This is a genomic window from Mesorhizobium robiniae (assembly GCF_040545535.1).
In the GTDB taxonomy this organism is placed as follows: Bacteria; Pseudomonadota; Alphaproteobacteria; order Rhizobiales; family Rhizobiaceae; genus Mesorhizobium; species Mesorhizobium robiniae.
Map to the genome: position 1 here is coordinate 593690 of NZ_JBEPMC010000002.1, position 17948 is coordinate 611637.

Genomic DNA, 17948 nt, shown 5'->3' on the forward strand with positions numbered 1-17948 from the left:
CGCGCATTTTCCGCCAGGCATACAGGCGACCATGCTGCTGCAAAGATTCCTGATCCGTCTTTTGACGATGGCGATCACGCTGTTCGGCGTCGCCGTCGTCGTCTTCGTCGTCATTCGCGTCGCGCCCGGCGACCCGATCGCGATGATGCTGCCGCCCGGCGCCACCGATGCCGACATCGCCCGGTTGCGTGCGCTCTATGGGCTCGACAAGACCATCGTCGAGCAGTTCTTCATCTGGTTGTCCGGCGTCGTCAGGGGCGATTTCGGCACCTCGATCTCGCTCAGGCAAGATGTGTTGGGGCTGGTCTTCAACCGGCTGCCGGCGACGCTGGAGCTCGCTATCGTCGCTCTTTTGATGGCGCTGGCGATCGGCGGCACGGCGGCGATCCTCGGCGCGCGCGAACGCGGCACCGCAGTCGAAGCCGGCATCGATATCGCCAGTGGTGCCGCCCTTTCCATTCCCGACTTCCTGTGGGGCCTGGTACTGATCCTGCTATTCGGCGTGCTGATCCCCGTGTTCGATATTTCCGGCCGCGTGTCGCCGCAGCTCGACCTGCCCTTCGTCACCCAGTTCTATCTGTTCGAGAGCATTGCTCGGCTGCGCTTCGACCTGACCGAGGACCTGCTCGGGCACATGTTGATGCCGGCCGTGGCGCTGGCACTGCCGCTGGCCGCGATCATCTCGCAGCTGTTGAAACAGTCGCTGAAGGAAGTGCTCGATCTCGACTACGTCGTGCTGGCGCGGGTCAAGGGCTTTTCGGAAACGCAGGTCATTTTGCGCGAGGCGCTGAAGAACGCCGCGCTGCCGACGCTCACCCTGGTCGGCGTGCAGTTCACCTTCCTGATCGGCGGCACCGTCATCGTCGAACGGCTGTTTTCCTATGAAGGTCTCGGCAATATGGCGATCGACGCCGTCATCAACCGCGACCTGCCACTGATCCAGGGCATCGTGCTGGTCTTCGCGCTGCTGTTCGTGCTGATCAACCTGACTGTCGACATGATGTATGCGCTGCTCAATCCGAGGCTGCGCCATGGATGAGAGCCGCATTGCAAGACATGGCTCGGGCGCAAGGCTGTGGCTGGCCGGCGGCTGGCTGCTGCTGGCGCTGCTGGCGGCGATCTTCGCGCCGCTGGTGGCACCGCAGGATCCGCTGGCGCAGGATCTGATGTTCGAGCGCCTGCCGCCGTTCTGGATGAGCGGCGCGGAACCCGGCTTCTGGCTCGGCACCGACAGCCTCGGCCGCGATCTCCTGTCGCGGCTCATCTTCGGCGCTCGCATCGCCTTCATCGTCGCCTTCGCGGCGGCCTTGGTCGCCTGCCTGGTCGGCTCGACGCTCGGGCTTGTCGCCGGCTATTTCGGCGGTTGGGCCGACCGCATCATCTCGCGCATCGTCGACGTCTGGATGGCATTCCCGCCGGTACTGTTTGCCATCCTGCTGGTCGCGGTGCTCGGCACCGGCCTGAGCTCGGTCATCATCGCCATCGCCGTCATCGACTGGACGCGCTTCTGCCGGGTGATCCGCGCCGAGACCATGGGCCAGGCGCGCATGGACTATGTCGAGAACGCCCGCATCGCCGGCTATGGCCGCATCGGCATCATGCTGCGCGAAGTGCTGCCCAATGTGGTGCCGTCGATCGTGGCGCTGCTGTCGCTGGAGATGGGCATCGCGGTCATCGTCGAGGCGATCCTGTCCTTCGTCAATCTGTCGATCTCGACCGACGATCCAACCTGGGGCGGCATCATCGCCGAGGGCCGGCTGTCGATCCATCAGGCCTGGTGGGTGCTGGTGTTCCCGCTGGTCACGCTGATCCTGACCGTGCTGTCGTTCAGCCAGTTCGGCGAGGCGTTGAAAGCCCGTTTCGATCCGGTGCTGCGATGAACGCCGCGAAACCCTGCCTCGACATAAGCGGCTTGAGCGCCGTGCTGGCCAACGGCCAACGCGTGCTACGCTCGGTCTCGCTCTCGGTTCAACCCGGCGAGGTGCGCGCGCTGGTCGGCGAGAGCGGCGCCGGCAAGACGATGATCGGCAAGGCGGTGCTCGGCGTTCTGCCACTGAGCGTGCGCATCGTCGAAGGCGATATGCTGCTCGAAGGCGAAGATCTCGGCCGGCTTCAGCCCAAGGCCAGGCGCACGCTGATCGGCGCCCGCACCGCACTGATCCCGCAGGATCCGCTGACCGCGCTAAACCCGTCGCGCCGCATCGGTCCGCAGATGACCGATCGGCTGGTGCGCATCCTCGGCTGGAGTGGTGATAAAGCCGATCGGCGCACCCGGCAGTTGCTGGACGAAGTGCAGATCCGCGATCCGGACCGCGTCCTCAAATGCTATCCGCACGAGCTTTCCGGCGGCATGCGCCAGCGTGTGCTGATCGCCGCCGCCTTCGCCGCCGAACCTCGGCTGATCGTCGCCGACGAGCCGACCACGGCGCTCGATGTGACGGTGCAGAAGCAGATCCTGCGCTTGATTGCGCAATTGCAGCGCGAGCACGGCACGGCGATCCTGTTCGTCACCCACGATCTCGGCGTCGTCGCCAAGATCAGCCAGAAAGTGTCGGTGCTCTATGCCGGCAAGGTGGTGGAGGAGGCCGAAACGGCGGCGCTGTTTGCGGCTCCGCAGCACCCCTACACGCGAGCGCTGATGGCGGCGACACCGCGCTACACCGATCCCTTCGCCTCGCTGAAACCGGTGGACGACGCGGTATTGGCCGGACTGGCCGCGGAGATCGCCGCCGCCGACCTGGCCTGGAGACGGCCACATGGCTGAGCCGCTGTTTTCCGTGCGCGGGCTGAAGGTCGCGCTGCCTGATATGACCCGAAAGCCGCTGATCGGCCGCGCGCCTTTGGCCGAGATCCTGAAAGGGCTGGATTTCGACCTACCCAAGGGATCGGTAACCGGCATCGTCGGCGAATCCGGATCGGGCAAATCGACGCTCGGCCGCGCTTTGGTGCGCCTGCTGGAGCCGAGCGCCGGCAGCATCATTTTCGACGGCCGCGATATCACGCGTCTGCCTGAGGCCGAGCTCAGGCCGCTGCGCCGCAATTTGCAGATGATCTTCCAGGATCCGATGTCGTCGCTCAATCCGCGCCGCACCATTTTCAGCATCATCGCAGCACCCCTCAGGCAGAACGGCCTCGGCGACAATCTGAAAGGCCGAGTTGCGGAAGCGCTGCAGCGCGTCGGCCTGCCGCAGAGCTTCGCCAGCCGCTATCGCCACGAACTGTCGGGCGGCCAGCGTCAGCGCGTCGGCATTGCGCGTGCGCTGGCGCTGTCGCCGAAATTCGTGCTGGCCGACGAGATCGTCTCCGGCCTCGACGTCTCGACCCAGGCACAGATCCTGACGCTGCTCGAAAAGCTGGCCGCCGAGATGGGCCTGACCGTCGCCTTCATCAGCCACGATCTGTCTGTCATTCGGCGGTTGTGCCGGCAGGTGATCGTCATGCGCGAAGGCGTGATTGTCGAGGCAAGCGCGACGGACGCCTTGTTCGAGAAGCCGCAGCAAGCCTACACGCGCGACCTGATATCCGCCATTCCGCTGCCCGAAATCGATGAAGGCTGGCTGCTGCCCGCCGCCAAGGTATCGGCATGAAGCACCATTCACAGCAAATCTCGTTCGCACGCCGAAGAGCGGGCCTCGGGCGTGCGCCCGGCAAGTCACCCACGCCCCGCGAGAAGGATGACTGAGATGAAGAACGCAATCCGAAACGCAACGCTTGCGACCGCCGTCCTGGCCGGCATCGGCACCGCTTCCGCCGGCTCCATTCCCGGCATGCGCGGGCACGATCACACCGGGGTTACGGTTCCCGACATGAAGCAGGCCGTCGACTTCTTCACCGAGGTCGTCGGCTGCAAGAAAGCGATGTCCTTCGGCCCGTTCGCCGACGACAAGGGCACGTTCATGCAGGATCTACTGGGCGTCGACCCCAAGGCGGTGATCGAGGAGATCACCCTGGTCCGCTGCGGCCACGGATCGAATATCGAGCTGTTCAAATACACCGCGCCTGATCAGAGAGATCTGCAGGCCCGCAACAGCGACATTGGCGGCTTCCACATCGCCTTCTATGTCGACGATATCGCTGCGGCGAAAGCCTATCTCGATGAAAAGGGCGTCAAGACGCGGATGGGGCCGCTGCCGGTTACCGAAGGGCCGGCGGCCGGCCAGACCATTCTCTATTTCCAGGCGCCGTGGGGCCTGCAGTTGGAAGCGATCAGCTATCCCAACGGCATGGCGTATGAAAAAGGCGCGGAGACGGTGCTGTGGAGCCCGAAGACGCCGGAAAAATGATCCGGCAAGCGCGTGCTTGCGAGTTTGACCGCAGGCACGCCACAGGCATCTGAGACCAACCGCTTCAATTATGAAACTTTAAGCTTGAAATAATTGTCCCTGGCGCGATAATAGGCGCAGAAAGCGAAGAGGAGATCGCACGCATGAAGGTTGCGGTTCTCGGCGGCGGACCAGCCGGCCTCTACTTTGCCATTTCGATGAAGCTCAGGGACGCCGCGCACGAGGTGATGGTGTTCGAGCGCAACCGCGCAGACGATACATTCGGCTGGGGCGTCGTGCTGTCGGCCGAAACGCTCGACAACCTGACCAGGAATGATCCGGTCAGCGCCGTCTGGATCAAAAAACATTTCGCCTATTGGGACGACATCGCCGTCATCCATGACGGGGTGCGCACGGTTTCGACCGGCCACGGCTTTTGCGGCATCGGCCGCAAGCGGCTGCTTACCCTGCTGCAGCGTCGGGCGCGAGAGCTCGGCGTCAAGCTGGTCTTCGAGACCGATATCGCCGATCCCAAGCCCTATATGGAGAGCCACGATCTGGTGGTCGCCGCCGACGGGCTGAATTCGAAGGCACGGGGCGCTTTCGTCGACGTGTTCAAGCCCGATATAGACACACGCAAGTGCAAGTTCGTCTGGCTCGGCACGCAGCAGAAATTCGACGACGCCTTCACCTTCATCTTCGAGAAGACTAGGCATGGCTGGGTGTGGGCGCATGCCTACCAGTTCGACAAGGACACCGCGACCTTCATCGTCGAATGCAGTGAGCAGACCTGGCAGCGTTTTGGCTTCGGCGCGATGTCGCAGCAGGAATCGATCGCGGTATGCGAACGGATCTTCGCCAGGCATCTCGACGGCCACGCGCTGATGACCAATGCCAACCACATCAGAGGGTCGGCCTGGATCAATTTCCCGCGCGTGCTGTGCGAGCGCTGGTCCTACGAGAATCTGGCGCTGATGGGCGACGCGGCGGCGAGCGCTCATTTCTCGATCGGCTCCGGCACCAAGCTGGCGTTGGAAAGTGCGGTGGCGCTGGCTGACTATGTCGATTCCGAGCCCGACCTCGAGGCAGCGTTTCGCAAATATGAGGACGCCCGCCGCACCGAAGTGCTGAAGCTGCAGTCGGCGGCGCGCAATTCGCTTGAATGGTTCGAGGAGGTCGAGCGCTATCTTGGCCTCGACCCGGTGCAGTTCAATTATTCGCTGCTGACCCGCTCGCAGCGCATCAGCCACGAGAATCTGCGGCTGCGCGATGCCGAGTGGCTGGCCGGCGCTGAAGAGTGGTTTCAGCGCCAGGCGGGCGCCGGCGGTAACGGCGGTAACAGTCTTCGTCGCGCGCCGATGTTCGCGCCGTTCCGGCTGCGCGACATGGCGCTGCAGAACCGCATCGTCGTCTCGCCGATGGCGCAGTACAAGGCCGTCGACGGCTGTCCGACCGACTGGCACTTCGCCCACTATGCCGAACGGGCCAAGGGCGGCGCCGGCCTCGTCTACATCGAGATGACCTGCGTCAGCCCGGAAGGCCGCATCACGCCTGGCTGCCCGGGTTTCTACGCACCCGAACATGAGGTCGCCTGGAAGCGGCTGGTCGATTTCGTCCATACCGAGACCGAGGCCAAGATCTGCGCGCAGATCGGCCATTCCGGCGCCAAGGGCTCGACCCGGCTCGGCTGGCAAGGAACCGACGTGCCGCTGACATCAGGCAACTGGCCGGTGATGGCGGCGTCGGCGGTGGCGTGGTCGCCTGAGAACCAGCTGCCGAAGGCGATGGACCGCGCCGACATGGATCTGGTGCGCGATCAGTTCGTCGCTTCGGCCGAGATGGCGGCGCGTTGCGGCTTCGACATGCTGGAGATCCACGCCGCGCACGGCTATCTCCTGTCCTCCTTCATCACGCCGCTGACCAACCGACGCACGGACGCCTATGGCGGCTCGCTGGAAAACCGCATGCGCTATCCGCTGGAGGTCTTCCATGCTGTGCGCGCCGCCTGGCCTGATGAAAAGCCTGTTTCAATGCGCATCTCGGCCAATGACTGGGTCGGCATCGACGGCGTGACGCCAGCCGATGCGGTCGAGATCGCACGGCTACTGCATGAGGCCGGCGTCGACATTTGCGACGTGTCGGCCGGCCAGACTTCGGCCTATGCAAGGCCGGTGTACGGCCGCATGTTCCAGACGCCGTTTTCCGACCGTATCCGCAACGAGGTCGGCATGGCGACCATGGCGGTCGGCAACATCTATGAGCCGGACCATGTCAATTCGATCCTGATGGCTGGCCGCGCCGACCTCGTCGCGATGGCAAGGCCGCATCTCGCCGACCCCTACTGGACGCTGCATGCGGCCGTCACACTCGGCGACCGCGGCGTCAAATGGCCGGATCCCTATCTGCCTGGCCGCGACCAGATCTACCGGCTGGCCGAACGCGACGCAGCGGCGGGGCTGAAAGTATGAGCGCCGCGACGATGACAACGCGGCACGCGCTGGTCACCGGCGGCGGCTCCGGTGTCGGCCGCGCCATCGCGCTGGCGCTGGCCGGCGCGGGGATCGACGTCACCATCTGCGGCCGTCGCGAGGCTGCACTTGCCGAGGTCGCCAGGGAAGGCGACCGAATTTTCGGCATCGCTGCCGACGTCACCAATGAGGCAGCGATGGCGTCGCTCTACAGCCAGGCGGAGGCTGAGCGCGGGCCGATCGATATCGTCGTCGCCAATGCCGGCATGTCCGGCAGCGCCCCGGCACAGCGGACCTCGCTTACGGACTGGCAGCGCACGCTCGATGTCAACCTGACCGGCGCGTTCCTGACGGTGAAACCGGCGCTGACCGGCATGGTTGCCCGGAAGACAGGCAGGATCATCTTCGTCGCGTCGACCGCCGGCCTGAAAGGCTATCCTTATGTCGCGGCCTATGTTGCCGCCAAGCATGGCGTCGTCGGCCTGATGCGGTCGCTGGCGGTCGAGACGGCCAAATCCGGGGTGACGGTCAACGCCGTATGCCCCGGCTTCGCCGAAACCGAGATGCTCGAGGAATCCATCCAGCGCATCGTCGAAAAGACCGGCCGCTCGGCCGAGGAAGCAAGGACGAGCCTTGCCTCGACCAACCCGCAAGGTCGCTTCATCCAGCCCGAAGAAGTTGCAGCCGCAGTGGTGTGGCTGTGCGGCGATGCGGCCCAATCGATCACCGGGCAGACGATCTCGATCTCGGGAGGCGAGACATGGTAGCCGGTCCCCTGCCCGCGCCGTCCGGACTCGGCAAGGACCGCCTGCGGCTATGGGTTCGGCTGCTGCGCGCCTCGCGCAGCATCGAGGCCGAGTTGCGCGAGCGCCTGCGGCAGGAATTCAACACGACGCTGCCGCGCTTCGACGTGATGGCGGCGCTCTACCGCGCGCCGGAAGGCATGCTGATGAGCGACCTGTCGCGGTTCCTTTTGGTGTCTAACGGCAATGTGACAGGGATTGTCGACCGGCTGGTTTCGGAAGGGTTGGTTGCCCGCGCCCGGCGCAATGGCGACCGCCGCACCTCGATGGTGCGGCTGACGGAGGAAGGTTCGAAGGCTTTCGCCGTGATCGCCGCCGCACATGAGCGCTGGATCGGCGAGTTGCTCGGCAATGTGAGCGAGGACGAGGCGCGCCGGCTGACCGGCATGCTGAATTCCTTCCGCAGCAACTGGGAGGGACGGGAATGACAAAAATGGCCGGCCGCAAGCCGAAGCATTTCCTCTGGCAAGTCGAAGGCAAGGTCGCGACAATCCGGCTCGACCGGCCGGAGCGCAAGAACCCGCTGACCTTTGAAAGCTATGCCGAGCTGCGCGATATTTTTCGTGACCTCGTCTATGCCGAAGATGTCGATGCGGTGGTGTTCCTGCCCAATGGCGGCAATTTCTGCTCCGGCGGCGATGTTCATGACATCATCGGCCCGCTGGTGAAGATGGACATGAAGGCGTTGCTCGCCTTCACCCGAATGACCGGCGATTTTGTCAAGGCGATGCTGAATTGCGGCAAGCCGATCATCGCGGCGATCGACGGCGTGGCGGTGGGCGCCGGCGCCATCATCGCCATGGCCTCCGACATCCGCATCGCCACGCCCGAGGCCAAGACGGCCTTTCTGTTCACCCGCGTCGGCCTTGCCGGCTGCGACATGGGCGCCTGCGCGATCCTGCCGCGCATCATCGGCCAGGGCCGCGCCGCCGAGCTGCTTTACACCGGCCGAACGATGAGTGCTGAGGAAGGCGAGCGCTGGGGTTTCTACAACCGGCTGGTCGATGCGGCGGCACTCGAAGCCGATGCGCTTGAGCTTGCCGCGCGCATCGTTTCCGGCCCGACCTTCGCCCACGGTATCACCAAGACGCAGCTGAACCAGGAATGGTCGATGGGCCTCGACCAGGCGATCGAGGCCGAAGCGCAGGCGCAGGCGATCTGCATGCAGACCGGCGATTTCAAGCGGGCGTATGAGGCTTTTGTGGCCAAGGAAAAGCCGGTGTTCGAGGGGAACTAGGATGGTTGTTTCAATGGATACGCTGGCGGGACAGCGCCCCCCTCTGTCCTGCCCCCTTTTCCGCCACTTGGCATCTCCCCCACTTGGGGGGAGATTGGCAGTTCCATTGCCTCGCCTCTTTTTGCAACGCTGGAAATTGGCGAAAGCGCCCGCGACAGCCAATCTCCCCCCTCGTGGGGGAGATGTCCGGCAGGACAGAGGGGGGCGCCGTGGAGTGCAAGGCCCGAAGCACAGTGGAGGCAGAAATGCCTGACCGGTCCTTCCTCAACTGGCCGTTTTTCGAGAACCGCCATCGTGAACTGGCCGAACAGCTGGACGCCTGGTGTGCGAAAAACCTGCCGGTCGCGCATGACGATGTCGATGCCGCCTGCCGCGAGCTAGTGGTGAAGCTCGGCAAGGACGGGTGGCTGAAGCCGACGGCGCTCGACACGGACAACCCCGGACCGCTCGACGTGCGCGCACTGTGCATCACGCGCGAGACGCTGGCCCGGCATGACGGGCTGGCCGACTTCGCCTTCGCCATGCAAGGGCTCGGCACCGGCGCGCTCAGCCTGTTCGGCACGCCGGAGCAGCAGCGCTGGCTGGCGAAGACCCGCGCCGGCAAGGCGATTTCCGCTTTCGCGCTGTCGGAGCCGCGCTCCGGATCTGATGTCGCCAATATGGAGATGGCGGCGACGCGTGACGGCGACGACTATGTGCTGTCAGGTGAAAAGACCTGGATCTCCAATGGCGGGATCGCCGATCTTTACATCGTTTTCGCCCGCACCGGCGAGGCGCCCGGCGCCAAGGGGCTTTCCGCCTTCATCGTGCCGGCAGACACCAACGGGATCGCCATCGCCGAGCGGCTGGAAGTGATCGCGCCGCATCCTCTGGCACGCCTGTCCTTCGACAATATTCGCGTTCCGGCCTCGGCATTGATCGGCCGGCCAGGCGATGGTTTCCGCATTGCCATGTCGGTGCTCGACGTGTTCCGCTCGACCGTCGGTGCGGCGGCACTCGGCTTTGCCCGGCGCGCGCTGGACGAGAGCATCAAAAGAGTGGCCGAGCGCAAACTGTTCGGCGCTGCGATGGCCGAGTTGCAGATGGTGCAGGGCCACATCGCCGACATGGCGCTGGATGTCGATGCCGCCGCCCTGCTGGTCTATCGCGCCGCCTGGACCAAGGACATGGGCGCGGCCCGTGTCACCCGCGAAGCGGCGATGGCCAAGCTGTTCGCCACCGACAAGGCGCAAGAGGTGATCGACAAGGCCGTGCAGCTGCATGGCGGCGACGGCGTCCGCAAGGGTCACATTATCGAGAGCCTGTATCGCGAGATCCGTGCGCTGCGCATCTACGAGGGCGCATCCGACGTGCAGAAGGTGGTCATCGCCAGGCAAGTGATGGGAGCGGCCTGAGGCCGAGCTTGCGACAAAAAATTGCGGATTGGTTCGATTTGAATATTACGACCGGATTTGAATATCGGGAGGCTTGATATGCACACCATCCTGCAGCCGGAAGGCTGGGCGAAACCTGTCGGCTACGCCAATGGCGTCGCCGCGCGCGGGCAGTTGATCTTCATCGGCGGTCAGGTCGGCTGGACCGGGCAAGGCAAATTCGAAACCGATGATTTTGTCGGCCAGGTGCGCCAAACGCTTGCCAACATCGTCGCCGTGCTCGCCGAGGCCGGCGCCAAGCCTGAGCACATCACCTCGATGACCTGGTACTTTACTGACAAGGCCGAGTATCTGGCCAACCTCAAAGGGATCGGCGAGGCCTATCGCGAGGTTATCGGGCGGCATTTTCCGGCCATGGCCGCTATGCAGGTGATCGCGCTGGTCGAGGATCGCGCCAAGGTCGAGATCCAGGCAACGGCGGTGATCCCGGACTGACGCCGGCTCCCTTCCAATCAGGCATCAAGCCCTTGTCGGCCGAGTGACTTGGCTCCACGCAGCTTTTGTGATCAGATGATCACGCGCTTCGGTCGGGCGATCGCAAGCGTGCAATTTGCACATAGCTTCCGTCGGAGGAAACCAAAAACTGTGGCTCTGGGATTTGAACCTGTATCGGGACGCGTGACCGTCCAGGACGGCGTCTACCAGCAGCTTCGGCATGCCTTGATGGTCGGCAGCTTCGATCCAGCCCAGGTGCTGACCATTGCCTCGCTGGCCGAAGCCTTCGGCACTTCGAACATGCCGGTGCGCGAGGCCTTGCGGCGGCTCGCCGCCGAGAATGCGCTGGAGATATCGCAGAACGGCTCGGCCTGCGTACCCGTCGTCACCCGCGCGCGGCTCGACGACCTCTGCCGGGCACGTGTCGCCGTGGAAGGCCTGGCAGCCGAACTCGGGGCGCCGCGCCTGACTGCTTCCGAGGTAGCCACGTTGCAGCAGATCACCGACGACCAGCAGGCGATCGGGCGCAATGGCAGCATCTACGAGCTAATCGCCAAGAACCAGCAGTTCCACTTCACCATCTACCGCGCTTCCGGCTCCGACGTGCTGTTTCAACTGATCGAGACGCTGTGGCTGCGCTTCGGCCCCTATATGCGGCTGCTGTCCAACCATGTCGCGCCTTTGATGCACGCCGGCACGATGGAGCCGTCGGGGCGGCATACTGCGATCATCGCGGCACTTAGGGATCGCGATTTTCCTCGCGCCCGCGAGGAGGTCGTTGCCGACATCCAGAGGACGCAGGAGACGCTCCGCGCGATCTGCCCCGACGTGCCGGAACCCAGGCCGGTCGAGTTCGCCGGGTTCGGCAAGGCCTCCTGAAGCTTGGCTGCGGGCTGACCGCAAGACCGCCGCCGGAATGTGCCGATCCGCGACCGCTCGTGGCCCGGAAAAATCACCCCGATCTTCGCTATTGAATTGCATTTCTTCGAGTGCAGCGATTGATCCGTATTCCGTTTTGTGATCACATGATCACAGGGAGCAAAAGCATAGTGTCTGGTTATTTTCTCTACCATTCCATCGGGACGTTTCCCGGCAAGGCGGAGCGCATGGCTGCTGCCCTGTCGGAATTCTCGGGCGTCTGGTCGGCGGAAGATGACGGCCAGTGGCCGGCGGCCCTTGCCTCCCGGCAGCGCTTCATCGATGCCTGGGGCTCGCTGATCGATGCCCCACAGGGCACGCTGACCACCGCCGAGAACGTCACGTCAGCGCTCTACAGCCTGATTGGCGCGCTGCCGTCCGAGCGCCTGGCGGGAAAGCGCCTGCTGGTCGCGGCCGACTGTTTTCCGAGCCTGCACTTCCTGCTCGCCGGTCTGGCCGAGCGCTTCGACTTCACCCTCGACACCGTGCCGTTGCGGCCCGGCGAGAGCTGGGTGCGCGAAGAGGATTTCATCGCCCGCTGGCAGGACGATGTCGGTCTGGCCCTGCTGACCTTCGTCACCTCGACGGCCTCACACCGCTGCGACGTGGCGCGGCTTGCCGCGCATGGCCGGGAGATGGGCAGCATTGTCGGTGTCGACATCACCCAAGGCGTCGGCGTGACGCCCTTCTCGATTGCGAAGACGCCGGTCGATTTCGTCGTCTCGACCTCGCTGAAATGGCTGTGCGGCACTTCGGGCGCCGGCATCCTCCAGGTGACGCCCGATCTGCTGTCCGCCTGCCGACCGGAACTTCGCGGCTGGTTCAGCCAGCCAAACCCGTTTTCGTGGGATCTCGACAGTTTCACCTATGCCGACGATGCGCGCCGGTTCGACCATGGCACGCCGGCCATCCTGGCCAGCGTCGCATCGCTGCCCGGCCTTGAATGGGTGGCCGAGACAGGCGTCGACGCTATCCGCGCACAGAACGCCAGCATGACCGGGCGCATCATAGGCTGCGCGCTGGACAATGGCTGGGCGGTTCGCTCGCCGCTCGATCCAGACGAGCGCGGCGGCAGCGTCATGCTGACCTTGCCGCAAGGCGTCGACCCGGTGAAAACAGTGTCGACGCTGCGCAGCGAGCGACTTTACTGCGACGCGCGCGGCGCGACGCTGAGGCTGTCGCCCGGCATGGTCACATCAGGCGACGCGGTGGACGCTCTGCTGGAGCGCCTGCAACATTTGATCGGCGCGCAGCAACGCCGCGTGTCCTAATTCAGGTGCCGCCTCGCCTGCAGTGTCCGGAACCAGGGCGCTGAAAGGGGCGGAAGTGGAAAAGCGCCACAGGGAGTGGCCGAACCAGAGGGAACGAAAATGAGCTTCACTCGCCGTAACCTGCTTCTTCTCGCTACCGCCATCGGCATCGCTGCCGGCCCAGCCACCGCCTATGCCGCGGACGTGCTGAATGTCGGCGCCTATCCGACCAATCCGCCTTTTGAGTACAAGAACGAAAGCGGCACTTTCGAAGGTTTCGAAGTCGACATCGTCAACGAGGCGGCCAAGCGCATCGGCATGACCACAGAAATTGCCGATCTTGGATTTCAGGCGCTGTTCGCCGCTACCACGTCGAAGCGCATCGACGTCGCCATCTCGTCGATCACGATCAACCCGGAGCGGCTGAAGTCGCAGGCATTCACGCAGCCCTATTATGATTCCGACATGGGCATCGCCGCAAAGGCTGACAGCCCGATCAAGGCCGAGGCCGACCTCAAGGGCAAGATCATCGGCGTGCTGTCCGGCTCGACGGGTGAAGCCTGGACCAAGCAACACCAGGAGACCGGCGGGTTCAGCGAGGTAAAGGGTTACGACACGCAGCAGAATTTGCTGCTCGACCTCAGCGCCGGGCGCGTCGACGCGGCGGTCAGCGACGTCCCGGGCCTCGAATACTCCTTCACCAGGATGAAGGATCTCGCCGTAAAAGCGCGTATCAAGACCGGCGAGCAGTATGGCCTGATGATGGCCAAGGACCACCCGTTGCTCGGCAAGCTGAACGACGCACTGACCGCAATGAAGAAGGACGGCACGCTGGCCGCGATCCACAAGAAGTGGTTCGGCAGCGACGCGCCCGCCGATTCTTCGACCGTCAAGGAAATGCCGATGCCGAAGGCCTGAGCGGCAACTGATGCCGAGATTGTGCCGGCTTTCCACGCCGGCACAATTTCACGGGGCAGCGCCGCGCGTCCTCCTGGACGCGCAACAGACGTCGCAGCCCTTCTTTCACGCATGATCCACTCCGAGGGCCTATTTCGGGGTTTCGGAGTCATGCTTTAGCGTCGCGGGACGCCAAAATTTTTCCGGGAATGCTCCCCATGTCGCTGCTCGAGACCTTCTTCAACGCCGATGTCATGATCTCCAGCCTGCCGGCGCTGCTGCGCGGCTTCCTGAACACGCTGCTGCTCGGGCTGCTGAGCATCGGCATAGGTATCCCCGTCGGCCTGGCGATCAGCCTGATGCGACTCTACGCGCCAAAGCCGCTGCGGCTGCTGGCGGTCGGCTATATCGATATTTTCCGGGCGATGCCGGTGCTGGTCGTGCTGATCCTGATCTACTACGCCCTGCCGTTCCTCGGCATTCGCCTGTCGTCCTGGACCTCCGCGGTGACCGCATTCGCCATCATCATGGCGGCCTATTCGGCCGAGGTGTTCCGCTCCGGCATAGAAAGCATCCCACGCGGCCAGTTCGAGGCAGCGCAGGCACTCGGCCTGCCGTTTTTGCTAACCTTGCGCAAGGTGGTGCTGCCGCAGGCGATCCGCGTGGTCATTCCGCCGATGACCAGCAACTGCGTTTCGATGTTCAAGGACACATCGCTCGCCTCAACAGTGGCGCTGCCCGAATTGCTGAAGGAAGCGACCAACGCGCAGTCGCTCTACGCCAACCCGTCGCCGCTGATCGGCGCGGCGCTGGTCTATCTGCTCTTTCTCTGGCCGATGGTCCGCCTCGTCAGCCTGCTGGAACGCCGTTTCAAAACCGAAAAGACCCGGTGACGTCGCCAGTTTCTCATCTGTTAATTTTCGCTTCCCAATCCGTCAGGCACTTCGCAGGAGACCATCTTGAACAAGCATCAAACCCCCAGCGCGAGCGACGTCTCCGCAGCCTTCCCGGTCGACAAGATCCGCGCCATGTTTCCGGCCCTGCAGCAGGCCGGCGACTTCATCTTCATGGACAATGCCGCCGGCGCGCAGATCCCGCAAAGCGTGCTCGATGCGGTCACCAACCATCTGGTCGCGCATAATGTGCAGCGCGGCGGCCGCTACGGTCGCAGCGTCGCCGTCGATCAAGCGATCGCCGACGCGCGTGAAAGCGTGGCGTTGCTGATCAATGCCTATAGTCCTGCGGAAATCTGTTTCGGCATGAACGCAACCTCGTTCATCCGCCTGGTCAGTCTCGGCATCGGCCAGATGCTTCAGGAACGGGACGAAATCGTCATCACCGACATGGACCATGACGCCAACATCGCGACTTGGCTGGCGCTGGCGCCCGCCGGCGCCAAGTTCAAATGGTGGCGGATGCGTGAGGACGGCAATCTCCATGTCGATGATTTGCGCCCGCTGATCTCCGACCGCACCCGGCTTGTCGCCTGCACGGTCACCGCGCATTCGATCGGCTCGATCGTTGATGTTGCTGCAGTGGCCGACATCGCGCATGCGGCCGGCGCCGAAGTGTTCCTCGACTGCGTGCATTACGGGCCGCACGGGCTGATCGACGTGCAGGCCTGGGATTGCGACTATCTGGTCTGCTCCGGCTACAAAAATTTCTCGCCGCATATGGGCTTCCTGTGGGGCCGCTTCGAGACGTTGAAGCGGCTGCCGACCTTCCGCGAGGATTTCATCCCCGACGAGCCACCCTACAAGGTCGAGGCCGGCACATTCATCTACGAGAACGTCTCCGGCATGGATGCAGCCGTGCGGTATCTCGAATCGATCGGCCGCAACTTCCTGGCCGAGAACAACCGGTCGCGGCGCGACAACCTCGTCGCCGGCATGAACGCGATCCGCGACTATGAGCTGGTGCTGGCGCGCGAAATGCTCGCCGTGCTTAAGGATTGCGGCGCGACGATCTATGGCGTCGCCGACGAGGCGCGGATCGACGAGCGCGTGCCGACCTTCTGCTTCAACATCGGCACGCTGTCACCCCAGCGAATCGTCGAAGAGATGGCCGAAATGCAGATCGGCATCCGCGACGGTCACATGTATGCGCCGCGACTAATGAAGCGCCTCAACCTCTCGATGGACAGCGGCGCCATCCGCGCCTCGCTGGTGCATTACAACACGATCGAGGAGGTCCGGCGCTTCGGCGAGGCGCTGCGCACCATCATCGCCCAGCTGTCCTGATATGCTAGTCGAGGCCGGTCAGGAAACCTGATCGGCCTTGTTCCGTGACAACATCCGACCTTATGCTTCAGGGAAGAGGTTCTCGGCCATAAAGTCGACGAAGACCCGCAGCTTGGGCGAAAGATACCGGCTGGAGGGCCACAGGACCCTCATCACGCCGACATGCGCAACGTAGTCCTCGAGCACGGTCTCTAGTGTTCCGTCCTTGAGCTGTTCCCTTATCAGCACGTCGGGCAAGCAGGCGATGCCGAGCCCCTGCAGCGCCATGAGCAGCAGCGGCTCGATGGTGTTGGCGACCACTGCCGGAGGAGGCGTGATGTCGAGATCTTCGCCATCGCGACGCAGTGGCCAGCGCTCGAGCTTGCGGCTGGTCGCAAATTTGTGGAGGAGGCAAGCGTGCGCCATCAGGTCCTCCGGAATCTGCGGAACCCCTCTTCGCGCCAGATAGTCTGGTGAGGCAACGAGTTTCAGACGAAACTCACCCACGATGCGGCTCATAAGGCGCGAGTCCGTGACACCGCCGGCGCCAATGACAGCGTCGAACCCGCCGTCGATCACGTCGACCAATTGATCACCGAAATCAAGGTCGAGCTGGACCTCGGGATAGGCCTGCATGAAAGCATTGAGGCCCGGCACCATCAGCGCATTGATGATCGGCAAGCTGACGCGAAGCTTGCCGCGCGGTGCGCCATAGGTCTGGGCGAGCTCCATTTCTGCCGCCTCGATCTCCCCGAGAATTCGCCGGCACCTCTCAAGGAACATTGCACCTTCCGGCGTCAGCGTGATGGTTCTTGTCGAGCGGTGGAAAAGCCGGGCGCCGAGCCTTTCTTCAAGACGCGTGATTGCCTTGCCCACTGCCGATGAAGAGATGCCGAGCTGGTGTCCGGCGGCGGTGAAGCTTCTGGCATCGGCCGCCTGAACGAAGGTGTTGAGTGGGCCGACCTGATCCATAACGTCGCTCCTCATATCGGACATATCTGTCCGAAGTGATTGGAATTCAAGCGCAATTGTCAGAACCACTGCAACGATTCATCTTAGCCCAGGGCGAACAGCGCGCCTTCGGTCAGGCGAAGTGCCGACGAAAGACAGGAGCTAAAAATGGAAAACACCCTCTACAGCTATTCCCCAATCATCGACCGGCCGAAGATTGTCTGGCCGAACGGCGCGCGAGTGGCGTTCTACGTCGGCCTCAACGTGGAGCATTTCGAGATCGGCAAACCGTCCACCAGCATATGGGAGGGCACCGCCAATCTCGTGCCCGATCCGCTGAACTACGGATGGCGCGACTACGGTGTGCGGGTCGGTATCTGGCGGATGATCGAATCGTTCGACAAATACGGCATTCGCCCTTCGGTACTGCTCAATTCGGACGCTGCGGAGCGCTACCCCCAGATCATCCGGGCCGGCAAGGAGCGCAACTGGACCTGGCTTGCCCATGGCAAAACCAACTCGATGCTCCACACCGACATGGCACCGGCAGAAGAGCGCCGCTTCCTGATCGATGTGGTGGAGACGATTGCCAAGGCAACGGGCCAGCGCCCGAAGGGCTGGATGGGGCCAGGTCTTACCGAAACCTTCGAGACCCCAAGGATTTTGAAGGAGCTAGGCTTCGCCTACGTCCTCGACTGGACTGCCGATGATCAGCCGTTCGCACTTAACTTGCCCGGAATGATTTCTGTCCCGTACTCGGTCGAGCTCAACGATCTCGGTCTGTTTGGCGCCAAGAGCTTTACCGGCGAGGAGTTCTATCGCACGATCGTCGACCAGTTCGATCAACTCTTTGCCGACGGCGCACGGTCCGGGCGCGTCATGGCACTCGCCCTGCATCCGTTCGTGACCGGCCAGGCGTTCCGCTCGAAATATCTCGATAAGGCGCTCGACTATATCGCCTCGCATGAAGGCGTCTGGCTCACGACGAGCGATGAGATCGCTGAACATTATCTCAAGAACGCGGGCCAATCGGGCAGCGCAAATGATCAGCCACGAGCGCTGGTCGAAGCGTAGA

At 63.6% G+C, this 17948-nt stretch carries 18 protein-coding genes; 17 read left to right on the forward strand and 1 reads right to left on the reverse strand.

The annotated features are described in order from the left end of the window. The first annotated feature begins 31 nt into the window (after positions 1–31). The 16 genes from ABID19_RS07210 to ABID19_RS07285 all read left to right on the forward strand — a co-directional run bounded on the left by ABID19_RS07210 (position 32) and on the right by ABID19_RS07285 (position 15943). Entirely contained in the window at positions 32–1039 is a 1008-nt protein-coding gene (locus tag ABID19_RS07210; protein ID WP_354489170.1) for an ABC transporter permease, read from the forward strand. Continuing rightward, the gene (locus tag ABID19_RS07215) at positions 1032–1880 is read left to right on the forward strand and encodes an ABC transporter permease (RefSeq protein ID WP_354489172.1); all 849 of its coding nucleotides are present in this window, start codon (positions 1032–1034) and stop codon (positions 1878–1880) included. The genes ABID19_RS07210 and ABID19_RS07215 overlap by 8 nt, the downstream gene beginning before the upstream one ends. After that, positions 1877–2764, forward strand: a complete 888-nt coding sequence (locus tag ABID19_RS07220; protein WP_354489174.1) for an ABC transporter ATP-binding protein — start codon at positions 1877–1879, stop codon at positions 2762–2764. Before ABID19_RS07215 ends, ABID19_RS07220 begins: the two co-directional genes overlap by 4 nt. After that, positions 2757–3587 carry an ATP-binding cassette domain-containing protein gene (locus tag ABID19_RS07225; RefSeq protein ID WP_354489175.1) on the forward strand — a complete coding sequence of 277 codons (831 nt, stop codon included), beginning with the start codon at positions 2757–2759 and terminating at the stop codon, positions 3585–3587. The genes ABID19_RS07220 and ABID19_RS07225 overlap by 8 nt, the downstream gene beginning before the upstream one ends. 96 nt (positions 3588–3683) lie before the next feature. Next, positions 3684–4283, forward strand: coding sequence for a VOC family protein (locus ABID19_RS07230; protein WP_354489176.1), 600 nt, complete (start codon positions 3684–3686; stop codon positions 4281–4283). A gap of 143 nt (positions 4284–4426) precedes the next feature. Further along, a complete protein-coding gene (locus ABID19_RS07235; protein ID WP_354489178.1) occupies positions 4427–6730 on the forward strand; it encodes a bifunctional salicylyl-CoA 5-hydroxylase/oxidoreductase in 2304 nt (767 codons plus the stop codon). After that, positions 6727–7497 (forward strand): SDR family NAD(P)-dependent oxidoreductase, encoded by a 771-nt coding sequence (locus tag ABID19_RS07240; protein ID WP_354489179.1) that lies wholly within the window; start codon positions 6727–6729, stop codon positions 7495–7497. The genes ABID19_RS07235 and ABID19_RS07240 overlap by 4 nt, the downstream gene beginning before the upstream one ends. Continuing rightward, on the forward strand, positions 7491–7961 hold the full coding sequence (locus tag ABID19_RS07245; protein ID WP_354489181.1) for a MarR family winged helix-turn-helix transcriptional regulator: 471 nt from the start codon (positions 7491–7493) through the stop codon (positions 7959–7961). The genes ABID19_RS07240 and ABID19_RS07245 overlap by 7 nt, the downstream gene beginning before the upstream one ends. Beyond that, entirely contained in the window at positions 7958–8770 is an 813-nt protein-coding gene (locus ABID19_RS07250) for an enoyl-CoA hydratase family protein (RefSeq protein ID WP_354489183.1), read from the forward strand. Before ABID19_RS07245 ends, ABID19_RS07250 begins: the two co-directional genes overlap by 4 nt. A 245-nt stretch (positions 8771–9015) precedes the next feature. Further along, a complete protein-coding gene (locus ABID19_RS07255) occupies positions 9016–10164 on the forward strand; it encodes an acyl-CoA dehydrogenase family protein (RefSeq protein WP_354489185.1) in 1149 nt (382 codons plus the stop codon). Between the two features lie 78 nt (positions 10165–10242). After that, positions 10243–10638 carry a RidA family protein gene (locus tag ABID19_RS07260; protein ID WP_354489187.1) on the forward strand — a complete coding sequence of 132 codons (396 nt, stop codon included), beginning with the start codon at positions 10243–10245 and terminating at the stop codon, positions 10636–10638. Between the two features lie 150 nt (positions 10639–10788). Further along, a complete protein-coding gene (locus ABID19_RS07265) occupies positions 10789–11517 on the forward strand; it encodes a GntR family transcriptional regulator (protein ID WP_354489188.1) in 729 nt (242 codons plus the stop codon). Between the two features lie 170 nt (positions 11518–11687). After that, positions 11688–12827 carry an aminotransferase class V-fold PLP-dependent enzyme gene (locus tag ABID19_RS07270; protein WP_354489190.1) on the forward strand — a complete coding sequence of 380 codons (1140 nt, stop codon included), beginning with the start codon at positions 11688–11690 and terminating at the stop codon, positions 12825–12827. Positions 12828–12926: 99 nt separating this feature from the next. Next, on the forward strand, positions 12927–13724 hold the full coding sequence (locus ABID19_RS07275) for an ABC transporter substrate-binding protein (protein WP_354489192.1): 798 nt from the start codon (positions 12927–12929) through the stop codon (positions 13722–13724). Between the two features lie 197 nt (positions 13725–13921). Beyond that, positions 13922–14596 carry an amino acid ABC transporter permease gene (locus ABID19_RS07280; RefSeq protein ID WP_354489194.1) on the forward strand — a complete coding sequence of 225 codons (675 nt, stop codon included), beginning with the start codon at positions 13922–13924 and terminating at the stop codon, positions 14594–14596. 66 nt (positions 14597–14662) lie between these two features. Beyond that, the gene (locus tag ABID19_RS07285) at positions 14663–15943 is read left to right on the forward strand and encodes a cysteine desulfurase-like protein (RefSeq protein ID WP_354489196.1); all 1281 of its coding nucleotides are present in this window, start codon (positions 14663–14665) and stop codon (positions 15941–15943) included. Positions 15944–16003: 60 nt separating this feature from the next. Here ABID19_RS07285 and ABID19_RS07290 read toward each other — a convergent pair whose 3' ends face one another. Then, on the reverse strand, positions 16004–16894 hold the full coding sequence (locus ABID19_RS07290) for a LysR family transcriptional regulator (protein ID WP_354489198.1): 891 nt from the start codon (positions 16892–16894) through the stop codon (positions 16004–16006). A 147-nt stretch (positions 16895–17041) separates the two neighbouring features. Here ABID19_RS07290 and ABID19_RS07295 point away from each other — a divergent pair, with 147 nt between their 5' ends. Next, complete coding sequence (locus tag ABID19_RS07295) at positions 17042–17947, forward strand: polysaccharide deacetylase family protein (protein WP_354489200.1); 906 nt, start codon at positions 17042–17044, stop codon at positions 17945–17947. Position 17948 lies beyond the last annotated feature (1 nt).